Source organism: Mesorhizobium sp. M0306, assembly GCF_040321655.1.
Classification (GTDB): domain Bacteria; phylum Pseudomonadota; class Alphaproteobacteria; order Rhizobiales; family Rhizobiaceae; genus Mesorhizobium.
This window is the reverse complement of the sequence record NZ_JAMYRY010000003.1, coordinates 183,803-201,408: the sequence shown is the minus strand read 5'-3', so window position 1 is coordinate 201,408 and position 17,606 is coordinate 183,803. Positions and strand designations below refer to the sequence as shown.

Genomic DNA, 17,606 nt, shown 5'->3' with positions numbered 1-17,606 from the left:
GTCACTTTCTGGCGGGCGAACCCTCAAATTGCTGCGTGCTTCTGACCAAAGTTGACCCCCTGAAGCGAAGAGAAAGGGGCGAGGAGAAGAGAAATGGCCGACGACAAGAGCAAGCGAGACTTCAGCGACCGCAATCGCGTTTCGGCGGATGAGTATTATGAGGTCGAATATTTCGCGCGCGAAAATGGTGTTTCGCCCAGCCAGGTGAGCAAGCTGATCAAGAGGACCGGTGGCGACCGGATGGTCCTCTCGCAGGCGGTGAAGGCATTGCGCGAGCGCAAGCGAGATGCCGGCGAAGCCCAGCGGTGGAAAGGCACTGATCACGATCGGCCGAGATCCGGCCAGCTATCGACAACGTGCCCGGATGCCGCCGCTTCGGCCAAGCGCAATGCCCCGTTACTTCTTCGATTCCGATGAAGACGGAATCGTCTATTCCGACGATCAGGGAACGCTATATGTCGATTTCCCGCTGGTCAGGAAAGAAGCTCTTCGCACATTGGCCGAGATGGCCAGGGATGGCCTTCCTCACCGCAGGATTGCAGTCAAAGTCCGGGACGACCGTGGCGGTCTGGTCCTTGAAGTGGCTTTGACCTTTGCCGTCGAAACGCGGCACTTCGACGAGCGGATTTTCCAGATCGACTTGCGCACGAACTGACGCCTCGATCGTCATCGCGTCGACCATGAGATTCAGCCGGCATCTTCCCCCCCGAGTGGAACATTAGAAGTCTCTAATTGTTATCTTAGGCAGTGGGAACCTCCCGGGTTTCTGCTGCAGATCGGGGTGCAATCCGGTCGGCCCGCGCCCTCCGCCAGAGGCGCGGGCTTCGTTTGTTTAGCTGATGCGCAACGCCGTCCGGCAGCAGCATATTGGAAACCTGCGGGAGCATCAGTAGCATCAGTCGCTACCGTGGCGCCCTGGCGCCCAGGCAACGGAGCCCGTCGTCCGACAGGGCGGCGGGCTTTTTGACGCGGGTCGCTCCTTGCGCAATCGGTGGAATTCTGGCCGGCGCCGCTTCGTGTGGCATGGGGTAAGGTGCCCTGACGCCGCGCCGGCCAAGCGGAAATCAGGTCCGCCGCAGCCAGATAGTAGCCGCGCTGGCGCGGCAGGTAATTGCGTGATCGCGGAAGCTACACCATTGCAGAGCACTCGCCACGAGCCCGGCCCGTGCAGCGGCTGACTCGAGGCATTCATTCATTCTGACGATGCACCGGACGCCCGGACGGCGGAAATTGGACGCCGCGCTCGCTCTCGATTCAGCGGCCGGTGGTGTCCCCTGCAGATTTTCGGACGAAAGGCCATTCTATCCTTGTTGCGCCTGGATTCTTATCAGATCGTGGCGAGGATTGCCTTTCCCGCCGCGTTTGCCGGCGTTCTGCTGTTCGCCCTTTTGCCGGAGCAGCTGCTGCAGGGTCTTGGCCTGGCTTTCACGTTTGATCACGACAAGCTCAATCACGCCGCCGCCTTCGTCGTCCTGGCGGCTCTCGGAAGTCTCGGCTGGCCGGAACACAAGGCGAGGCTGATCCTACTTCTCGTTCTCACGGGCGCGGCGATCGAGGGTCTTCAGGCCGTGCAACTGATAGGGCGCGACCCGGATCTATTCGACTGGGTGGCCGACTGCGCGGGAATCGCGTGCGGACTGATGGTTGCAGGCTGGACAAAGCGGCTCGCCAGCGGATTGCCATAGGTGCTGAGAGCCTAAAGCGTGTCGCGTTCGACCGGCCTCACGCGACACGCTTTAGGTTCTTGTTTTCATGCATGTCGTTGTCGCAAACCGCTGCACACTTTTGCGCGACATGCATTAACAGCGCCGGCGCACCCGCGCTCCAATGTTGTGAAAATGGCCGGCGCCACTGGGGGGCGCGTTGGGGTAAGTTGCCTGATGGGGCGCCGGCCAGGCGGAAAAATCAGGTCCGCCGCAAAATAACATAGCAGGAATGGCAATGCGCGGCAGTAGCGTGATCGCGGAAGGTCCGCGCTCGCGCCTCCGGTGCGGTGACCCGTTTTGGGTCAACAATTCTGGCACCTGAATTGCATTGTAAGCAATGCCGGGGAATCCCGGCAATGTCCCCGAATATGGGGCCTCGCCGCTTCGCAAATGGAGCGGCGGGCCTTTTTGCCGGACGCCGCCAAATAGGCCGATCAGCGGCTTAGCTGATCACGGTGTGCTTGCCCCATTTTCCCTTCCAAGTGGTTATTCTCACAACAGAAATTCTAAAGCGCCCAAGCTTCGGTGCTTGACACAGGTCGCGACAACTGGATAAGTGGATACACGGATACGCTCTGATCGGACCCAGGACATGGCAGCAGACGCAATCGAGCCGTTGGGCATCACGACCGCCGAGGAGGAGGCTTATCGCCACATTCAGCGGGCCCTGAGGATGGGGCGTTATCGGGCCGGGGACCGGCTGATCCCGGAAGAGATCGCGACGGAAATCGGCATGAGCCGCATGCCGGTTCGCGAAGCATTCCGCCAGCTGGCCGCGGAAGGTCTTGTGGTCATTCGCCCGAACCGTGGCTGCATCGTCGCCGGGCTTACCCTCGATGAGATCTACGAAACGTTTGAAATCCGCTCGGTGCTCGAAGGGTTGGCGGTAAGGCTTGCCATGCCGCATATCGATTTCGAAGTGCTTGAAGAACTGGAACGCCAGCTCGACCGGATGGAGCGCGCCAGCCAAACCGGCAGCAGCGACTGGGTCGTGCGCCATCAGGCCTTCCATCTGCAGATTTGCCAATTGAGCAACAGACCCAAGCTGGTCCGGCAGATTGCCAGCCTGCACGTCGTGATCGAGCCCTACCTGCGCATCTGGTTCGACTATGTCGACAAGCCCGCCAGCGCGCGCGCCGAGCACGAGATCCTGATTGAGGTGTTGCGGTCAGGTGATGCCGGCAAGGCAGAGATCGTCATGCGGGATCATATCGTCGAGACGGCGCCCCTTCTGGCCAACTTCGCAAGTCCCGGCCGCCGCTAGAGAATACCATCTAACTCGTTGAAGCCGGAAGATAATCCGGCACGACGAAAGGGAACTGCCATACCGGCAAAAAGAGGAGAATGACATGAAAATTAGCCGCATCGCAGCCATTGCGTCGGTCCTGTTCGGCCTGGTCCAGGCCGCCGTCGCACAAGAAACGCCGAAGGCAATTACCATTGCCACCGAAGGAGCCTATGCGCCCTGGAATTTCACAACGGCCGACGGCAAACTGGACGGCTTCGAAGTCGATCTCGCCAATGATCTGTGCGGGCGAATGAAGATCGAGTGCAAGATCGTCGCACAGGACTGGGACGGCATGATCCCCGCGCTGACGGTCGGCAAGTTCGACGTGATCATGGCGAGCATGTTCATCACTGAAAAACGTCTGAAGATCATTGACTTTACCCAGCCATATGCGGTGGATCCCTCAGGTTTCGCGGTCGCAAAGGATAGCGAACTGGGCAAGCTCGGCATTTCCAACGAGCGGTTCAAGCTGGAGAATGAAGCCTCTGCGCAGGCGGCAATCGACAAGCTCAAGCCATTGCTGAAGGGAAAGATCATTGGAGTTCAGGCCGCAACGGCGAACCTGGAATTTGTGAAAAAATACTTCTCGGACGTCGCCGAGATTCGCGAATACAAGACCACCGAGCAACACGATCTCGATCTCGCCGCGGGTCGCATCGACGCGCTCTTCGCACAGCAGACAGCGCTGGCCGCCACGCTGAGCAAACCGGAGTTCAGCGACTATACGCTTGCAGGACCAGGATTTGTCGGGGGTCTCTTCGGTCTTGGCTCCGGGGCCGGTATTCGCAAAGAGGACATCAAGCTGAAAGACATGCTCAACGGCGCCATCGACGCCGCTACCGCCGACGGCACGATCAAAACCCTGTCGCTTAAATGGCTCAAGAGCGACGTCACGCCAGTCAAGTAGGCGCTTGTCGGCGAGCGGCCATTCCTGACCCGTTCCGGAGTTGAGCCGTTCGCCCTGCCGGGGGTATCAATGGTTGACGCATTCCGGCTGCTTGGTTTCCAGCACGGAGGTTGGGGGGCTGCTCTTCTCATGGCGGCCTCGGTTACAGTGCTCCTGTCTGTGCTGGGCTTTGCGCTTGGCGCTGTATTCGGCGGGCTGGCAGCGGCCGGGCGTCTCCACAACTCCCAACTATTGAGGTTCTTGGCCCTTGGCTATTGCACGGTTTTCAGAGGCGTGCCCGACCTTCTGACCATTTATCTGCTTTACTATGGAGGAAGCGTCGCCCTGACGTCGCTTGGTCATAGCCTGGGCGGGTCCGGATTCGTCGGCGTTCCGGCCTTTGCCACTGGAACCTTGGCTATCGCGATCATCTCGGGCGCCTATCAGGCCGAGGTCTATCGAGGGGCTTACCTCGCCATCGACCAGGGACAGCACGATGCCGCTTGCGCGCTTGGTCTCAACCGGCTGCAGCGGCTGCGACAGGTTATTTTTCCCCAGCTCCTGAGATACGCGCTGCCAGGTCTCGGCAATGTGTGGCAGTTGGTTCTGAAGGACTCGTCGCTGATATCGGTAATCGGCCTCGTTGAACTGATGCGCCAGGCACAGATCGCTGCAGGTTCGACCCGTGAACCATTCATCTTCTACATTGCTGCAGCCTTGCTCTATCTGGTTATCGCTTCCGTCACCGGCCACGCCTTTTACCGTCTGGAACGAAAGGCGCCGTGGCGCGTCCGGTCGGCATGATAGATTTCGGTTTTTTCCTCGAAATCCTGCCGAAGCTCCTTGCTGGCCTGCCGCTTACGATGGAACTGGCCCTGACTTCCATTATTGCCGGCTTCGTTCTTGCCGTCACATTGGCGCTTGCCCAGCAATCGGAATCGCCCTTCGTCGTCATGCCGATCCGTGGCTTCGTTGCCGTCTTCAGGGGCACGCCCCTGCTGGTGCAGATTTTTCTTACCTATTATGGCCTTGGTCAGTTCCGGCACCAACTGTCGGCAATTGGACTATGGGCCGTTTTCCGCGAACCCTACTGGTGCGCAATCATCGCGCTGACACTCAACACCACCGCCTATGGCAGCGAAATCCTCCGCGGCGCGATTCAATCGGTGCCACGCGGCCTTGTCGAGGCGGCCCGGTCTGTCGGCCTGTCCACCTGTCTGACCTATCGGCATGTTATCCTGCCGTTGGCCTTTCGCCAGGCCCTGCCGAGTTACGGCAATGAAATCATCCTGATGATCAAGGGCACGTCTCTGGCCTCCATCGTGACCTTGATGGAGGTGACTGGAATTGCCCAGGGATTGATCTCCCAGACCTACCGCGCCTTTGAAGTCTTCATCTGCGCGGGCGCCATTTATCTCACTTTGAATTTCGCGATCATCCGTGCCTTGGCGGCACTCGAATACTGGATGTCGCGGCATCTGCGGCACCGCCCCTCGACGATGAGCGACGCCGCCTCTTGAGCACGATCAGAAGGGCATAGCATGCGAAATTTTGAGAAACCAACGCGCTCGGTCGTCGTTTCACGCAAGGCCATGGCCGCCACCTCTCATCCGTCGGCGACCCTGACGGCGGTGGAGATCATGGCGGCCGGCGGCAACGCCATGGATGCCGCCATCGCAGCCTGCGCGGTGCAATGTGTCGTCGAGCCAGCCTCGACCGGCATTGGAGGCGATTGCTTCGCTCTTCTGTCGCGAAACGGATCCGGTGAGGTCATCGGCTACAACGGATCGGGCAGGACACCTGCCGCCCTCACAATTGACTGGTTCCTCGAACGTGGCATGGCCGAGGTGGCCCGCAATTCTCCTGGCTCTGTCACCATCCCGGGAGCGATCGATGCCTGGACCAGATTGCACGCTGATCATGGGCATATGCCTTTCGATCAAATCCTGGCCCCTGCAATACGTTTCGCCGAGGAAGGCTACGCCATTTCACCGCGGGTCCATCGTGACTGGGCATTGGAGGAAGAACTTCTGGCCTCCGATGTTGCGGCGAAACGGATTTTCCTGCCAAACGGTCGCGCACCACGCCTTGGCGAAGTGCACCGCCAGCCTGAGTTGGCTGCAACGCTGCGGCTGATCGCCAGGAAGGGACGAGAGGCTTTCTACACTGGCCCCGTGGCCGAAGACATGGTCGCCTATCTTCGTGGGCTCGGCGGATTGCACACACTCGAAGATTTCGCCTCGGCAACAGGCGAGTACGTGACCCCGATCAGCACGGCGTTTCGAGGCTGCGATGTGTTCGAATGTCCGCCGAATGGCCAAGGTGTGATCGCCTTGCTGATTCTAAATATCCTCTCGCGCTTCGAAGCGCACGGCGATCCCCAATCCGCGGACCGGCTTCACCTGGAAATTGAAGCGACACGCCTCGCTTACGCCGCGCGCGACCTGCTCGTCGCCGATCCCGACACCTCCGACGTCCCGGTGGCCGACATGTTGTCGAATGCTTGGGCCGATCATCTGGCCGGCATGATCGACCTAAAGCGCGCACGCGCGGACCTGCCGGCGTTCGACATGCCGCTGCACAGCGACACGGTCTACATTTCCGTTGTCGACAAGGATCGCAATGCGGTCAGTTTCATCAACTCGGTCTTCGACAGCTTTGGCTCGGGCCTGGTCTCTCCACGCTCCGGTGTCGTCTTGCACAATCGCGGGCAAAGCTTTTCGCTTGACCCCGGGCACCCTAATGCAGTGGCGCCGAACAAGCGACCGTTGCATACCATCATACCCGGGATGCTCGCGAAAGGCGGCCGGGCAGAAATGCCTTTCGGCGTCATGGGTGGCTACTACCAGGCGATGGGCCACGCGCACCTGCTGACGAAGGTGCTCGACTTCGGGATGGATCTGCAGGAGGCGATTGATCTGCCGCGGGTCGCCCCCGTCAGCGGCACGATGAACGTCCAGGCCGAACACGGGCTCGCTCGCGAAACCGCAGCTGAACTTAGCCGGCGCGGTTTCGAAATCATTCCTGCCGCGGACCCGATCGGCGGTGCGCAGGCTATTCGCATCGATTGGGCAAACGGGACCCTGCTGGGCGGTTCCGAGCCGCGCAAGGACGGCTGCGCCCTCGGTCTGTAGAGCGGTTATGGGCCGGGCGGGATCCAAGACGCTGAAGACGTTCTTCATCGACATTTGACCGGCAAGCAGGAGTCGCTGGCGCCATGGTCCCACGCCAGATAATTCTTGCACGCCATCGACAATTCGCTCGGCGCGAGATCGTCACAAACTGTTACCCATGTCTCCGGGCCGTACAGGGAAAAAATGGTGCCCAGAGGCGGATTCGAACCACCGACACGCGGATTTTCAGTCCGCTGCTCTACCAACTGAGCTATCTGGGCCTGCTCCGGCGCGCGGCAATCTGCACACCGGGTTCATGAAAGCGCCGTCGGCACCCCTTGAAAGCGCGTGGGTTATAGCACGGGAATTCGGCCTGTCCAGCGCTTAGAGCATGATCCCGAAAAGTGGAATCCGGTTTTCGGAAAAGATAATGCTCAAACAAAAAGCCAGAACCTGTTCCATCCGATTCTATCCGGGTGGAACAGGCTGGACATTGATTTCAGGCAGAAACGATTGGCCCTCAATGCGGGCCAGTTCACCGGCCGCGGTCAGGGCGGGCAAGCCGCCCCAAGCTTGTGGAAAACCGCAGGCGGACGGCTCTATTTCTGGTCGTCGCTGTCGTCCTCGTCGCGACCCGGGATGACGTAGACCCCTTTCAGCCAGCGGTTGAGGTCGATGTCCTTGCAGCGCTTCGAGCAGAACGGGTAGGTTTCGCGCGCCGATGGCTTGCCGCATTCGGGGCAGGGCCGCTTGGGCCGCAGCGGCGTGACCTTGTCGTCCGGGCTCATAGCCGCGTACCCGACAGCCAGTTGGCGTGCACCTTGAACCCTTCGCCGCTCAAAAGCGCCACCGTCTCGTAGAGCGGCAGGCCGACGACGTTGGTGTAGGAGCCGACAAGCTTGACGACGAAGGCGCCGGCAAGGCCCTGGACGGCATAGCCGCCGGCCTTGCCGCGCCATTCTCCCGACGCGATGTAGGCCTCGATCTCCTCGCGCGGCAGCCGCTTGAACCGCACCCTGGTCTCGACCAGCCGCAAGCGCTGCTTGCCGCCCGGCGTGATCAGGCAGATGCTGGAATAGACGCGGTGCGAACGGCCGGACAAAAGCCCGAGACAGTTGGCGGCGTCGTCGAGCGTCTCGGCCTTGGGCAGGATGCGTCGCCCGACGGCAACCACCGTGTCGGCGGCCAGCACGAAGCTCGGCAGGTAGTCCGTCTCGGTTTTCAGCGAGGCCAGCGCTTTCTCGGCCTTCTGCGTCGCCAGCCGCTTGGCCAGCGAGCGCGGGTGTTCGGCGCGCAGCGGCGTCTCGTCGACATCGGCCGGCAGCACGCGGTCCGGCTCGATGCCGGCCTGCTGCAGCAGCTCGATCCGGCGCGGCGAACCCGAGGCAAGCACGAGCTTCTGCAAAATGCCCATCGCGATCCCGGCCGGGTCCTTGAACTTACTTGAAGCGGTAGGTGATGCGGCCCTTGGTCAGGTCGTAGGGCGTCATCTCGACCAGGACCTTGTCGCCGGTTAAAACGCGGATGCGGTTCTTGCGCATGCGGCCGGCCGTATGGGCGATGATTTCATGTTCGTTTTCGAGCTTGACCCTGAACATCGCGTTGGGCAGCAGTTCCGTCACGACACCCGGAAACTCGAGGACTTCTTCCTTCGGCATTCGATACCTTTGCTTGGATGGGTACTTCCAGCGCCCCGGCCGGAAAGTTGCGCGGAACCTATATGATAAACGTCCGCTTGTGAACATGCTTAATCCGCGGCGTTTTCAGCCCCGTTGCCGAGAAAACGGCGGCCGATCCGCGCCTTCAGCCGCTCGCGCACGTCGCGGTAGGCGGCCATGATCTGCTCGCGCGTGCCGCTAACGCCGGTCGGGTCGGGCATCGGCCAATACTCGACCTCGACGGCCAGCGAGCGGGTGAGCTCGAGCGCGGTGTGGTGGGCTTCCGGCGCCAGCGTGACGATCAGGTCGAAATAATCGTCCTCGAGGTCGTCCATCGTTCTCGGGTGCCGTTCGCCCAGCGACAGCCCTTCTTCGGCCAGCACGGCATCGACGAACGGATCGCGTTCGCCGCCGCGCACCCCGGCCGAGGCGACGAAGGTGGTGGGCGGAAGCACCTTGCGCGCCAGCAATTCGGCCATCGGCGAGCGCACTGCGTTCATGCCGCAGACAAACAGGATCGAGCGGGGCAGGATCGGGCGGGGCAGCGGGGCGGCCAGTTCAGCCTCGCCAGTGCAGCACGCAAACCAGCGTGAACAGCCGGCGCGCCGTGTCGAAGTCAATCTCGATCTTGCCGGCAAGCCGGTCCATCAGCGTCTGCGAGCCTTCATTGTGCAGGCCGCGCCGGCCCATGTCGATCGCCTCGATGTGGCTGGGCGTCGCGGTGCGGATGGCATCGTAATAGCTTTCGCAGATCATGTAGTAATCCTTGACGATGCGCCTAAGCGGCGTCAGCGACAGGATGTGGGTGACCACGGCTGCGCCGTCCTCGCGCGCCACCGCAAACACCAGCCGGGACTCGGCCAGCGACAGTTTCAGCCGGTACGGCCCGGCACCGTCGTCATTGACCGGCTGGAAACGGTTCTCCTCGATCAGGTCGAAGATCGCCACCGCCCGCTCATGTTCGACATCGGGCGTCGAACGGCCGATCGTCTCGTCGAGCTCGACATCGATCAGCCTGGCGCGGGTTTGGTCGTAGTCGGACATTTCTACATGTTCAGCCGGATGCCGACGGAGCGACCATGCGCATCGAGCCCTTCCGCCTTGGCCAGCGTGATCGCCGCCGGCGCCAGCGCCCGTAATTGCTCCGGCCCGAGCTTCAGGACCGAGGTGCGCTTGACGAAATCGAGCACCGAAAGCCCGGACGAAAAACGCGCCGAGCGCGCCGTCGGCAGCACGTGGTTGGAGCCGGCGACATAGTCGCCGATGGCCTCCGGCGTGTGGCGGCCGAGAAACACCGCACCGGCATTGCGCATCCGCGCCAGGAAAGCCTCGGGGTCGTCGATTGCAAGCTCGACATGTTCGGCCGCGATGCGGTCGACCAGCGGCAGTGCTGCCTCGATCGTCGGCACCAGGATCACGGCGCCGAAATCGCGCCAGCTCGCCGCCGCCGTTTCTCCGCGCGGCAGGTTCTGCAACTGGCGTTCGACCGCCTGTTCGACCGCCGCGCCAAACGCGCGGTCGTCGGTGATCAGGATCGACTGCGCCGACACGTCGTGTTCGGCCTGGGCGAGCAGGTCGGCGGCGATCCAGTCCGGATCGTTGCTGCCGTCGGCCACGACCAGCACTTCCGACGGCCCGGCGATCATGTCGATGCCGACCGTGCCGAACACCTGGCGCTTGGCCGCCGCGACATAGGCATTGCCGGGGCCGACGATCTTGGCGACCGGCTTTATCGTCTCGGTGCCATAGGCAAGGGCTGCGATCGCCTGGGCGCCGCCGACGCGGTAGATTTCGGAGACACCGGCAAGGTCGGCTGCCACCAGCACCAGCGGCGGCACCTCGCCGCCGGAGGCCGGCACCACCATGGCGATGCGCTCGACGCCGGCGACCTTAGCCGGCACGGCATTCATCAGCACCGAGCTTGGATAGCTCGCCGTGCCGCCCGGCACATAGAGCCCGACGGCCTCGATCGCCGTCCAGCGCGAGCCGAGCTCGACGCCGGCGGCATCGGTGTAGCGGTCGTCCTGCGGCAGCTGCCGCTGGTGATGGGCGCGGATGCGCTCGCGCGCGAAATTCAGCGCCTCGACCGTCTGCGGATCGGCTGCATCGTAAGCCTTGGCAATGTCGTCCCTAGAGACGGCGATGCCGAGCTCGGCCAGGTCGCCGCCGCCGAATTTCTGCGTGTACCCGATAAGCGCCGCGTCGCCCTCGGCGCGCACCTTGGCGATGATCTCGCGCACCACGGCGTCGACATCGGCCGAGACTTCCCGCTTAGTCAGCAGGAATGCGGCAAAGCGCTGCTCGAAATCGGCGTCGGACTGGCGAAGCATGACGGCCATCGGCTCAAACCCTGTGGACCGGGCGCGACGTCGCTTCCCAGGCGCCGCCGACATCGGCAAGCCGTGCCTCGATGCATTCGACATCGAGCATGATCGCGCCGCCGCCCGAAAAGATCAGCTCGACGATGCCGGCCGGCTTGTCGAGCGCGAGAAAGCTGATCGCCAGCAGCGACAGCACTTCGTCGGGCTTGTCACGGGCAATGCCGCTGGCCTTGGCGCCGAGCACCCGGTCGAAATGCAGCACGGCCTGCCGCCGCTCATTGTGCTGGCGCAAGAAGCCGGATTTCGCCTCCCACACGAAGCGGTTCATGGTCAGCACGAAGCGCTTTACCGAAGGCAGGTATTCGAGATCGCTGACCTTCATGGCGGCATCCTGGACATGCGCCGAGATGATGCTCAGATCCTGATCGTCGAGCGCGACAAGCTTGAGGCCATTCATGCGGAATTCGCACCTGCGAAGGTTTACATTTGGCCTTCTGTTAGGCGGTCTTGGCGATCCGCGCAACCGGACCGCAAGCCTTGCGGAAAGGCTCTAGCCCGAAATGCGCTCGATCTCCGCGCCGCAGCCGGACAGCTTTTCCTCCAGCCGCTCGAAGCCGCGGTCGAGATGGTAGACGCGGTTGACCGTGGTTTCGCCTTCGGCCGCAAGGCCGGCGATGACCAGCGACACCGAGGCGCGAAGGTCGGTCGCCATGACCGGCGCGCCCTTCAGCTTCGCCACCCCGTCGACGATCGCCGTCTGGCCGGACAGCGTGATGTGGGCGCCGAGCCGGGCGAGCTCCTGGACGTGCATGAAGCGGTTTTCGAAAATCGTCTCGGTGATGCGCGACTTACCCTTGGCCATCGTCATCAGGCCCATGAACTGCGCCTGCAGATCGGTCGGGAAAGCCGGGAAGGGCGCCGTCGTCACGTCGACCGGCGAAATGCCGGCGCCGTTGCGCCTGACGCGAATGCCGGAATTGGTCTGCGTGATCTCGGCGCCCGTCTGCGAAATGATGTCCAGCGCCGTCTGCAACAGGTCGGGCCGCGCGCCTTCCAGCACGACGTCGCCGCCGGTCATCGCCACCGCCATCGCATAGGTGCCGGTCTCGATACGGTCGGGAATCACCCTGACGCGGGCGCCTGACAGCGCCTCGACGCCGTCGATGGTGATGGTCGCCGTGCCGGCGCCGGAGATCTTCGCGCCCATAGCGTTGAGGCATTCGGCGAGGTTGACGATCTCGGGCTCGCGCGCGGCGTTTTCGAGCACCGTCTCGCCCTTGGCCAGCGAGGCCGCCATCATCAGCACATGGGTGGCGCCGACCGAGACTTTCGGGAACATATAGCGGTTGCCGACAAGCCGGCCGTTCCTGGTCTTGGCGATGACATAGCCGGTGTCGACGTCGATATCGGCGCCCAGCGCCTGCAGGCCTTCGAGGAACAGGTCGACCGGGCGCGTGCCAATGGCGCAGCCGCCGGGCAGCGACACCTTGGCCTCGCCCATGCGGGCCAGCAGCGGCCCGATCACCCAGAACGAGGCCCGCATCTTCGACACCAGCTCGTAAGGCGCCGTCGTGTCGACAATGTTGCGGGCGGAGAAAGTGATGGTGCGCGAATAGCCTTCCTGCTGCTTTTCGCGGCGGCCATTGACCGAATAGTCGACGCCGTGATTGCCGAGGATGCGGATCAGCTGCTCGACATCGGCCAGATGCGGCACGTTTTCCAGCGTCAGCGTGTCGTCTGTCAGCAACGAGGCGATCATCAGCGGCAGCGCGGCGTTTTTCGCGCCCGAGATCGGGATGCTTCCGGCAAGCTTGTTGCCGCCGACAATTCTGATGCGATCCATGAAGAGCGTCCCCTCGGCCGAAAGGCCGGTTTAAATCGGTTGAGTCTGTTGCGGCCCATCTAGACCATTGGCCGGCTTGGTTCAAGAAACAGGCTATTCCCCACTTTGGCCCACGCTGACTTGGCCAAAATACCGGCGACCAACATAGCCGATTCGCGTTAATCTTCTTTCATCACCGCCTGCAGCCCGTCCGGCCGCTTGTCGGCGTCGCCGGTCCGTCGCGACCGCGATTGCGCCTTGCGCTTCTGCAGATTGGCGCGCAGCTGCTCAGCCAGCCGGTCCTTGCGGCCCGCTCCGGCCTTTTTCGCTGAACCATCCTTCTTCGGTGGCCCATCCTTGTTCGGAGAAACTGTCTTGTCGTTCATCGTTCCGTCCCCGGCCGGCAACCCGCCGGTGCGGATCAAGGGATAGCCAACATTGTGGCACGGCCATGTCCGCAACAATCGCCTGGTGCGGCCTTTCAACCCGTCTTTGTCTTGGCCTTGCGCTTGCCGGTTCGATATGGCAGAAGCCCCGCCATCGGCGGCTGCGGTAGCTCAGTGGTAGAGCACTCCCTTGGTAAGGGAGAGGTCGAGAGTTCAATCCTCTCTCGCAGCACCAGCAAATTCAGCATGCACCTGTCAGCGCCAACTGGTCGCTAGTACCCCGGGCAGACTCCAGCATCATTCGAACCACACTGAAGCGATCGATGCATGCGCCATGATGCGCGTGGGGAAAGCATTCTGGTCTGCTCCTGCTGCAGGCGGCTTAACAAAGCTGCAGTCGGGAACAATCACTCAACGACTCGCGTTTCTTGTTAGGGCGCGCATTTTTGTGCACGGCAGCGGGCCTCGAAGGCTCGCAAATGTCGCGCCAGCGTTTCAATCGCACTCGCCTCAGCCCTCACGATTTGGCTATTTGTGAACGCGTGTTTGATCAGGTTTGCACAGATGAACACATTGACCCTCTAAGCCTGGATGCCGAAGCCTTGGCGGTGATGATTGTCGCAATCTTCCGAAACCTGACTACCAATGAGCGCGAACTGCTGGAGGAAGTTAGGTCTCTTCGTCGCTCAAAAGGCACAGAGAAGGCGCACTAGCTTGGCGGCGTTCCGAGGCGAATTGGTCTAGTCCCGCTTTGGCACAGCCGTCTGGCATCTGAATTGCTCATTGAGACTCGCCAGAGTGTAGCCACCGAGCTTGCGAAGGGGATGAAAATGGCCTTAGCCGAAGACCTATCGGATGTCGCGCTCACATTCGAATGTCCGGATTGCTCGCATCCGGCGGTAAGAAAGGGCTCTGCACTAAGGACGATCGCGCACTTCAAATGCGACGGGTGCAACGCGAAGGTGCGGATCACCTATCCACAGAAGCTAGCGATCTTCGAAAAGCACAGGCTATTGGCCGCAGGCGGCCGCCGCCAGCGAGGCCAGGAACACTACGGTGCCCGCAACATCGATCGGGCCGCCGATGCGGCCGAAGTGGCTTCGCGACCTCTGCCGCGTGCAGCGACGCGTGCTTAAGCCTTCCTCATCCGCGCGGCCTTTACGCATGTTGACCAGGACAATGCCGTCCATCGGAATAATTCGGGCGAAGGGCTCGTTAGTTCCTTAGACGATGCTAAAATATGGCAAAGTGTCCGAATGTCATTTCATGAAGCCCGCCAGACAGGCTGCGGCTTGCTCTGGCCTAACCTCGAAGGGAACCAGGGATGAAAATTTCGACCTCTTTGACAAGACGAAGTGTTGTCGCCGGGCTGGCGCTGGCCGCCGCATCGACGGCGGTGTTGCCTGCCGACAACGCGCTCGCCCAGGCCAAGAAAACCACATCTGAGAAAACTCTATATGAGCGGCTGGGGGGTGTGTTCGCCATCGCGGCGGTGATCGATCATTTCAGCGACGCCGTCGTGAAGAACCCCATCGTCGGCAAGAAGTCCAAGAACCCACAATTGCGCAAATGGCACACCAAGAACCTTGAAAGGTTGCCCGGCCTCAAGTTCATGCGCACGCTGTGGGTTTGCGACGTTTCTGGCGGGCCCTTCAAGTTCGTCGCCACCAAGCCCGGCACGACGCCGCTCGGCCTCGAGGAGGCGCATCGCGACCTGCGGATTTCCCCCGCAGAATTCGATGAGGTCGCAGCGGAACTCGGGCGGACCTTGGATCATTTCAAAATTCCGAAGCCTGAGAAAACCGAAGTCTTGGAAGCTTTCGCCGCCCACAAAGACGAGGTCACCGCCGGCTACGTCAAGCGGGGCTGAAGCGCTTATATCGTGCGGGCATTCGTTCTGAGCATGGCACGCGTCGCCGTGACTATGCGGCGCGGCCGCAGCGCGCAATTATCCGATGGTTCCTACTCCGAACCTGCCCGAGCTGTTTCCACACTGAGCGACCCCTCCGGCAGCGGTCGCAAGAGTTCAGCCTCGGACTTCGTCAGATGGATCCAGGCCGCCCAGTTCGATGGTGGGAGCACAACCACTTGCCGGTTGTGATATGGCGCGACATCCGGGCCTGGATCGGTCGTCAGCATCGTGAACGTCGGCGGCTTGTTGCCGACACCCTCGCGCCACAGCCCAGCAATCGCCATGAACGAATGGCCATCCAGCGTGAACCTGTGCTTGGTTTTTGGATACTTCGTTCCCGTGAATTCGAAGAATGCCGAGGCCGGAACGAGACAGCGCTTGCTGTTGCCGAACTGCCGGCCCTCGGAGCGAAAGTTGAATACAGGTCCGCCTTTTGGCCCGGCCGGAGGAAAGCCGAACGTCATCGACGCCAGTTCGATTGTATCGCCGGCAGCCCGCATTACCGGCGCGGGGTCGTTGATGTGGATGTCATCCGCCTGCGGCAGATCCGGTTCGGTTTGATGGCTGGGGATATTGAGCGCCAGCGATTCCATCATCCGGCAGTATTCGGCCCAGGCGATGTGCTGCTCGTAGTCATTGCACATGAAAGGGCTCCGTACGCTCGACCGAGATCAGTTCAACATAGCGTTTATCGGTTCGCGCCGATTGCTGGCGGATTTGATATAAGCCTATTTGGGCCGGCGTGCGGCAGCGATGGCCTGCAACAGATTGATGCTGTTCATGTCGGGTTGACTGGATGCGGCAACGGCAAGTGCTGCGGCCTCGGCTATTTTCGCGACGTCGTCGCTGCTGATCGTTCCGCGCTTTTCCAGCAGATTTACAAGTTCGACAACGAGAAGAAAGGCGTTCACGCCATATCGTTCGGCTTTGAGCTCGAACTCGCCTCGAGCGAATTTCTCCGCGTCTCCTTCAGCCCGTTTGTCCACGTTGGCGTCCTCTCCCATGGCTACAAGCTATTAACGCTTAGCACGAATGGTTTAATCCTTCGAACTGGCCACACCTTCGCCAGTTGCCGGGCATCGTGTCGCCGGTTGCAAGGGCATGGGTTCAGCCAAGGATGAGACCAGCCAACAGAACGGTAAGAATAAAGGACAGCACGACGGCAAGCAGCCCGCATGCTTCCAAAGTGTTGGTTTGCCAAGCTTTCGTCGGGCGCCCCCGGTTTGAATTCCCGTTTCGCGAAACAAACTTCATCGGGCACCAGATCGGACGCGGAGCCGGCTTGAATTTGGCAAAGCGCTCCTCTTCATCGGCCCGGCAGGCATCTCCGCGGAATTCCGAAGCACCGTATGCGCGGCGCCGGCCTGCTTTTCATCGATGCGGGCCATCACTAGCACGACACCCTCTGCGATCTTCGGCTTGCGCGGCTTCTGGGCAAAATTGGCAAAAGTTCCGAGAAGCACGCCGGCAAAGCCGCCCCACGCCGCACCGACCAGGGCCATGCCGGTCATCCCCGCAGGATCAACGCCTTGAGCTCCAAAAGCGCTAAAACCGGCCAACAGACCAGCCGTCGCGCCAAGTGCGGCACCAGCAATCGCACCCCGCCAGAGGACGCTCACCTCATCGTCGTAATATCCAGCAACGCTGATCGGTTCGTCGTTGTCATTGTAAGATCCGACGACGCTAATTTGCCGGCGACGAATCCCGGCAGCCTGAAGCCTGGCAACGGCACGTGCTGCCTGGGCATGGGAATTGAACAGTCTGCTGATGGTTTGCATTTACGCCCAGGCCCGACGCTCGTTCGGAGCGTCGGGCCTCTCCTCCCTGGCTTGAACTCTTCCGCCCGGACGCATCTTCGTCGCGCCAAAGCTCACCACAACGTGCGCCGGCGGGCTACGTTCCTCAGCCGGGGCTTCGGTCCAATCCTCGAGTATTTTGCTTGGGACCTAAGTCTGACCTGCTTGAGCGCAACGGGCAGTGAGGCCGCGCCGAGAGGGGAGCCGTTGCCGAATCGAAGAGGTCGAGGAGAGGGTTAAGAGGCTATCGAAGACCCAAAAAGCTCAAAATGGCGATTACGATACAATGGCGCCGACCAGCCAGATAATGTTGTTCATGATTGCACTCCTTCGTCTCCGGGCTGTGCACACGCCGAGGCGAAGCCCACCACGCAAGTAGAACATTAGATGCGGCTAAAGGTTCCTGGCGGGCCTCGCTGGTCGAAAGCGCCCGCCGCACCAGCGGCACGGCAGGCGACGCAGAGTTTCACCCCGGTGGTGGGGTAGCAGGCGGCGTTGCGTCCAAGGCTCAGCTGATGCTTCTGGACCAGTTATCAACCTGGCGCTCTGCCTCTTCCTTGGCGATGCCATATCGCTCCTGGATACGTCCCAAGAGCTGGTCTCGGTTGCCCTCGATGCGATCAAGATCATCGTCGGTGAGGTCACCCCACTGCTCTTTCGCCTTGCCTTTGAACTGCGTCGATTTTCCCTTGATTTGATCCCAGTTCATATGTTCCTC

The 17,606-nt window shown here is 61.5% G+C and carries 24 protein-coding genes and 2 tRNA genes; 11 read left to right on the top strand and 15 right to left on the bottom strand.

The features are described 5' to 3' along the window. Window positions 1-93 precede the first annotated feature (93 nt). The 8 genes from NKI95_RS07895 to ggt all read left to right on the top strand — a co-directional run bounded on the left by NKI95_RS07895 (window position 94) and on the right by ggt (window position 7,014). On the top strand, window positions 94-417 hold the full coding sequence (locus NKI95_RS07895; RefSeq protein ID WP_352715610.1) for a DUF3606 domain-containing protein: 324 nt from the start codon (window positions 94-96) through the stop codon (window positions 415-417). Beyond that, window positions 365-655, top strand: a complete 291-nt coding sequence (locus tag NKI95_RS34420; RefSeq protein ID WP_502909126.1) for a DUF6894 family protein — start codon at window positions 365-367, stop codon at window positions 653-655. The genes NKI95_RS07895 and NKI95_RS34420 overlap by 53 nt, the downstream gene beginning before the upstream one ends. Window positions 656-1,307: 652 nt before the next feature. Continuing rightward, a complete protein-coding gene (locus NKI95_RS07885; RefSeq protein WP_352715604.1) occupies window positions 1,308-1,685 on the top strand; it encodes a VanZ family protein in 378 nt (125 codons plus the stop codon). 637 nt (window positions 1,686-2,322) lie between these two features. Further along, complete coding sequence (locus NKI95_RS07880; RefSeq protein WP_352715601.1) at window positions 2,323-2,970, top strand: GntR family transcriptional regulator; 648 nt, start codon at window positions 2,323-2,325, stop codon at window positions 2,968-2,970. A gap of 85 nt (window positions 2,971-3,055) precedes the next feature. Continuing rightward, window positions 3,056-3,901, top strand: a complete 846-nt coding sequence (locus NKI95_RS07875) for a transporter substrate-binding domain-containing protein (protein WP_352715598.1) — start codon at window positions 3,056-3,058, stop codon at window positions 3,899-3,901. 69 nt (window positions 3,902-3,970) lie between these two features. Then, window positions 3,971-4,684 carry an ABC transporter permease gene (locus NKI95_RS07870; RefSeq protein WP_352715595.1) on the top strand — a complete coding sequence of 238 codons (714 nt, stop codon included), beginning with the start codon at window positions 3,971-3,973 and terminating at the stop codon, window positions 4,682-4,684. Continuing rightward, on the top strand, window positions 4,681-5,400 hold the full coding sequence (locus NKI95_RS07865) for an ABC transporter permease (protein WP_352715845.1): 720 nt from the start codon (window positions 4,681-4,683) through the stop codon (window positions 5,398-5,400). The genes NKI95_RS07870 and NKI95_RS07865 overlap by 4 nt, the downstream gene beginning before the upstream one ends. 21 nt (window positions 5,401-5,421) lie before the next feature. After that, window positions 5,422-7,014 (top strand): gamma-glutamyltransferase, encoded by a 1,593-nt coding sequence (gene ggt / locus NKI95_RS07860; RefSeq protein WP_352715592.1) that lies wholly within the window; start codon window positions 5,422-5,424, stop codon window positions 7,012-7,014. 184 nt (window positions 7,015-7,198) lie between these two features. Here the strand turns inward: ggt and NKI95_RS07855 are convergent. The 10 genes from NKI95_RS07855 to NKI95_RS07810 form a co-directional block, all read right to left on the bottom strand. Beyond that, a tRNA-Phe gene (locus tag NKI95_RS07855) sits at window positions 7,199-7,274 on the bottom strand. Window positions 7,275-7,592: 318 nt separating this feature from the next. Continuing rightward, window positions 7,593-7,781, bottom strand: a complete 189-nt coding sequence (gene yacG / locus NKI95_RS07850; RefSeq protein ID WP_352715589.1) for a DNA gyrase inhibitor YacG — start codon at window positions 7,779-7,781, stop codon at window positions 7,593-7,595. Beyond that, on the bottom strand, window positions 7,778-8,407 hold the full coding sequence (locus NKI95_RS07845) for a Maf-like protein (protein WP_352715586.1): 630 nt from the start codon (window positions 8,405-8,407) through the stop codon (window positions 7,778-7,780). Before NKI95_RS07845 ends, yacG begins: the two co-directional genes overlap by 4 nt. 25 nt (window positions 8,408-8,432) lie before the next feature. Further along, window positions 8,433-8,651 carry a translation initiation factor IF-1 gene (infA, locus tag NKI95_RS07840; RefSeq protein WP_006200926.1) on the bottom strand — a complete coding sequence of 73 codons (219 nt, stop codon included), beginning with the start codon at window positions 8,649-8,651 and terminating at the stop codon, window positions 8,433-8,435. An 89-nt stretch (window positions 8,652-8,740) separates the two neighbouring features. Further along, window positions 8,741-9,208, bottom strand: coding sequence for an arsenate-mycothiol transferase ArsC (locus NKI95_RS07835; protein WP_292663983.1), 468 nt, complete (start codon window positions 9,206-9,208; stop codon window positions 8,741-8,743). 1 nt (window position 9,209) lies between these two features. Then, window positions 9,210-9,695, bottom strand: coding sequence for a UPF0262 family protein (locus NKI95_RS07830; protein ID WP_292663977.1), 486 nt, complete (start codon window positions 9,693-9,695; stop codon window positions 9,210-9,212). 2 nt (window positions 9,696-9,697) lie between these two features. Then, window positions 9,698-10,990, bottom strand: a complete 1,293-nt coding sequence (hisD, locus tag NKI95_RS07825; RefSeq protein WP_352715583.1) for a histidinol dehydrogenase — start codon at window positions 10,988-10,990, stop codon at window positions 9,698-9,700. A gap of 4 nt (window positions 10,991-10,994) precedes the next feature. Then, entirely contained in the window at window positions 10,995-11,429 is a 435-nt protein-coding gene (locus NKI95_RS07820) for a DUF2948 family protein (RefSeq protein WP_352715580.1), read from the bottom strand. A gap of 93 nt (window positions 11,430-11,522) precedes the next feature. Continuing rightward, window positions 11,523-12,815: a UDP-N-acetylglucosamine 1-carboxyvinyltransferase gene (gene murA / locus NKI95_RS07815; protein WP_352715577.1), complete on the bottom strand. Its 1,293-nt coding sequence runs from the start codon at window positions 12,813-12,815 to the stop codon at window positions 11,523-11,525. Between the two features lie 158 nt (window positions 12,816-12,973). Further along, on the bottom strand, window positions 12,974-13,180 hold the full coding sequence (locus NKI95_RS07810) for a hypothetical protein (protein WP_352715574.1): 207 nt from the start codon (window positions 13,178-13,180) through the stop codon (window positions 12,974-12,976). Between the two features lie 160 nt (window positions 13,181-13,340). Between NKI95_RS07810 and NKI95_RS07805 the strand changes: the two genes are divergently transcribed. After that, a tRNA-Thr gene (locus tag NKI95_RS07805) sits at window positions 13,341-13,415 on the top strand. Window positions 13,416-13,659: 244 nt separating this feature from the next. Further along, window positions 13,660-13,893 carry a hypothetical protein gene (locus NKI95_RS07800; protein WP_352715571.1) on the top strand — a complete coding sequence of 78 codons (234 nt, stop codon included), beginning with the start codon at window positions 13,660-13,662 and terminating at the stop codon, window positions 13,891-13,893. A gap of 297 nt (window positions 13,894-14,190) precedes the next feature. Here NKI95_RS07800 and NKI95_RS07795 read toward each other — a convergent pair whose 3' ends face one another. Beyond that, complete coding sequence (locus NKI95_RS07795; RefSeq protein ID WP_352715568.1) at window positions 14,191-14,370, bottom strand: hypothetical protein; 180 nt, start codon at window positions 14,368-14,370, stop codon at window positions 14,191-14,193. Window positions 14,371-14,504: 134 nt separating this feature from the next. Here NKI95_RS07795 and NKI95_RS07790 point away from each other — a divergent pair, with 134 nt between their 5' ends. Continuing rightward, complete coding sequence (locus NKI95_RS07790) at window positions 14,505-15,050, top strand: group I truncated hemoglobin (protein WP_352715566.1); 546 nt, start codon at window positions 14,505-14,507, stop codon at window positions 15,048-15,050. A gap of 92 nt (window positions 15,051-15,142) precedes the next feature. Here the strand turns inward: NKI95_RS07790 and NKI95_RS07785 are convergent, their stop codons facing one another. The 4 genes from NKI95_RS07785 to NKI95_RS07770 all read right to left on the bottom strand — a co-directional run bounded on the left by NKI95_RS07785 (window position 15,143) and on the right by NKI95_RS07770 (window position 17,597). After that, window positions 15,143-15,736 (bottom strand): SOS response-associated peptidase, encoded by a 594-nt coding sequence (locus NKI95_RS07785; RefSeq protein WP_352715563.1) that lies wholly within the window; start codon window positions 15,734-15,736, stop codon window positions 15,143-15,145. 84 nt (window positions 15,737-15,820) lie between these two features. After that, window positions 15,821-16,096 (bottom strand): hypothetical protein, encoded by a 276-nt coding sequence (locus NKI95_RS07780; RefSeq protein WP_352715562.1) that lies wholly within the window; start codon window positions 16,094-16,096, stop codon window positions 15,821-15,823. A gap of 246 nt (window positions 16,097-16,342) precedes the next feature. Next, complete coding sequence (locus NKI95_RS07775; RefSeq protein WP_352715561.1) at window positions 16,343-16,870, bottom strand: hypothetical protein; 528 nt, start codon at window positions 16,868-16,870, stop codon at window positions 16,343-16,345. A gap of 526 nt (window positions 16,871-17,396) precedes the next feature. Next, the gene (locus tag NKI95_RS07770) at window positions 17,397-17,597 is read right to left on the bottom strand and encodes a CsbD family protein (RefSeq protein ID WP_352715558.1); all 201 of its coding nucleotides are present in this window, start codon (window positions 17,595-17,597) and stop codon (window positions 17,397-17,399) included. Between the last annotated feature and the right edge of the window lie 9 nt (window positions 17,598-17,606).